Raw genomic sequence first — 1,828 nt, forward strand, 5'->3', positions numbered from 1 at the left:
TCGGGCCGTGCGCGGCCGGTTCATACGGAACTCGGGTAGATCGGCTTGCTTCGCGAGTCTCGCCGAAGCGGTTCGGACCCTCGGTAGCAGCCCGCGGAGGTGGGCCTCGCGCCGTCGTAGCCCGCGGCTTTAGCCGCCAGGGCGATGCTGGCCGCACCGATTCTCCCGGATTTCGTATCGCTCGCCGTCTGGTCGGTGAAGGGGCATCCCCCGCGCGCAAAAACGGCCCGGACCACTTTCGTGATCCGGGCCGCTCCACATTCGCCAACTTGGTTAAATCCACCTGCCGTTCATCTACCGATCCATGCTACGCCTGCCGATCCGTGCTTACCAGATCTTCACGCGCTGCTCGGGAGCCACGTACATCTTGTCGCCCGGCTGCACGTTGAACGCCGCGTAGAACTCCGGGATGTTGCGCAGGATGCCGTTCGTGCGGAACTCGCCGGGCGAGTGCGGGTCGGTGAGCAGCTGCTGGCGGAGCGCCTCGTCGCGGTAGCGGCTGCGCCAGATCTGGGCGAACGCCAGGAAGAAGCGCTGGTCGCCCGTGAGCCCGTTGATCACCGGCGCCGGCTGCCCGTTCAGCGAACGGTGGTACGCCTTGAGCGCCACCGCGATGCCGCTCAGGTCGCCGATGTTCTCGCCCAGCGTGAGGCGGCCGTTCACGTGCGTGCCCTGCACGGGCTCGAAGGCGCTGTACTCGTTGGCCAGCGCCGTGGCGCGCGCATCGAACGCCTGCGCGTCGGCCGCCGTCCACCAGTCGCGCATGTTGCCCTCGCCGTCCGAGCGGCGGCCCTGGTCGTCGAACCCGTGGCTGATCTCGTGGCCGATCACGGCCCCGATGCCGCCGTAGTTCACCGCGTCGTCGGCGGTGGGCGTGAAGAACGGAGGCTGGAGGATCGCCGCCGGGAACACGATCTCGTTCATCGACGGGTTGTAGTACGCGTTCACCGTCTGCGGCGTCATGCCCCACTCGGTGCGGTCCACCGGCTTGCCCAGCCGGCTCACCATGCGGCGGTACCCGAAGCGGCTCACCCGCATCATGTTGCCCACCAGGTCGGTCGGCGAGACGGTGAGCGCCGAGTAGTCGCGCCACTTGTCCGGGTAGCCGATCTTGACCTGGTACGCCGCCAGCTTCTGCTGCGCCTGCGCGCGCGTGGCGGGGCTCATCCACTCCAGGCTGTCGATGGACGTGCGGTACGTCGCCAGCAGGTTGCCCACCAGCTGCTGCATGCGGGCCCGCGCCTCCGGGCGGAAGTTGTCGGCCACGTACATGCGGCCCGCCGCCTCGCCCAGCGAGCTCTCCACCACGCCGATGGCGCGCTTCCAGCGCGGACGGTTCGCCTGCAGGCCCTGCAGCGCAGTGCCGCGGAACGCGAAGCTGGCGTTCACGAACGGGCTGCTGAGCGACGGCGCGTACGCGTCCACCAGCTTGAACGTCAGGTAGCGCTTCAGGTCGGCCAGCGACGCCTGCTGGAGGGCCTTGTCCATCGCCGGGAAGAAGTCCGGCTGGCGCACGATCACGGCGGGCGTGGCCTGCGTGCCCGTGGCCGTGATGTAGCGCGTCCACGAGAAGCCCGGCGTCAGCGCGTTCACCTGCGCCACGCTCATGCGGTTGTACGTGGCCTCGCGGTCGCGGCTGCGCGCGCGGTCCCAGCTCGCCTCGGCCAGTGACTTCTCGAACGCGAACACCGCCTGGGCGGCGCCGCGCGGGTCACGGTCGCCCGTCAGGCGGAACACCGTCTCCAGGTACGTGCGGTACGCCTCGCGGTTGCGCTCGAAGTTGGCGTCGGGCTTCAGGTAGTAGTCGCGGTCCGGCAGGCCCAGGCCG

At 69.5% G+C, this 1,828-nt stretch carries 1 protein-coding gene; it reads right to left on the bottom strand.

Going from position 1 to position 1,828, the window contains the following annotated elements:
* Nucleotides 1-327: 327 nt before the first annotated feature.
* The coding region (locus VFE05_15815; GenBank protein ID HET6231540.1) for a M13 family metallopeptidase at nt 328-1,828 on the bottom strand (1,501 nt) is incomplete at its 5' end.

Source organism: Longimicrobiaceae bacterium (genome assembly GCA_035696245.1).
Lineage (GTDB): Bacteria > Gemmatimonadota > Gemmatimonadetes > Longimicrobiales > Longimicrobiaceae > DASRQW01.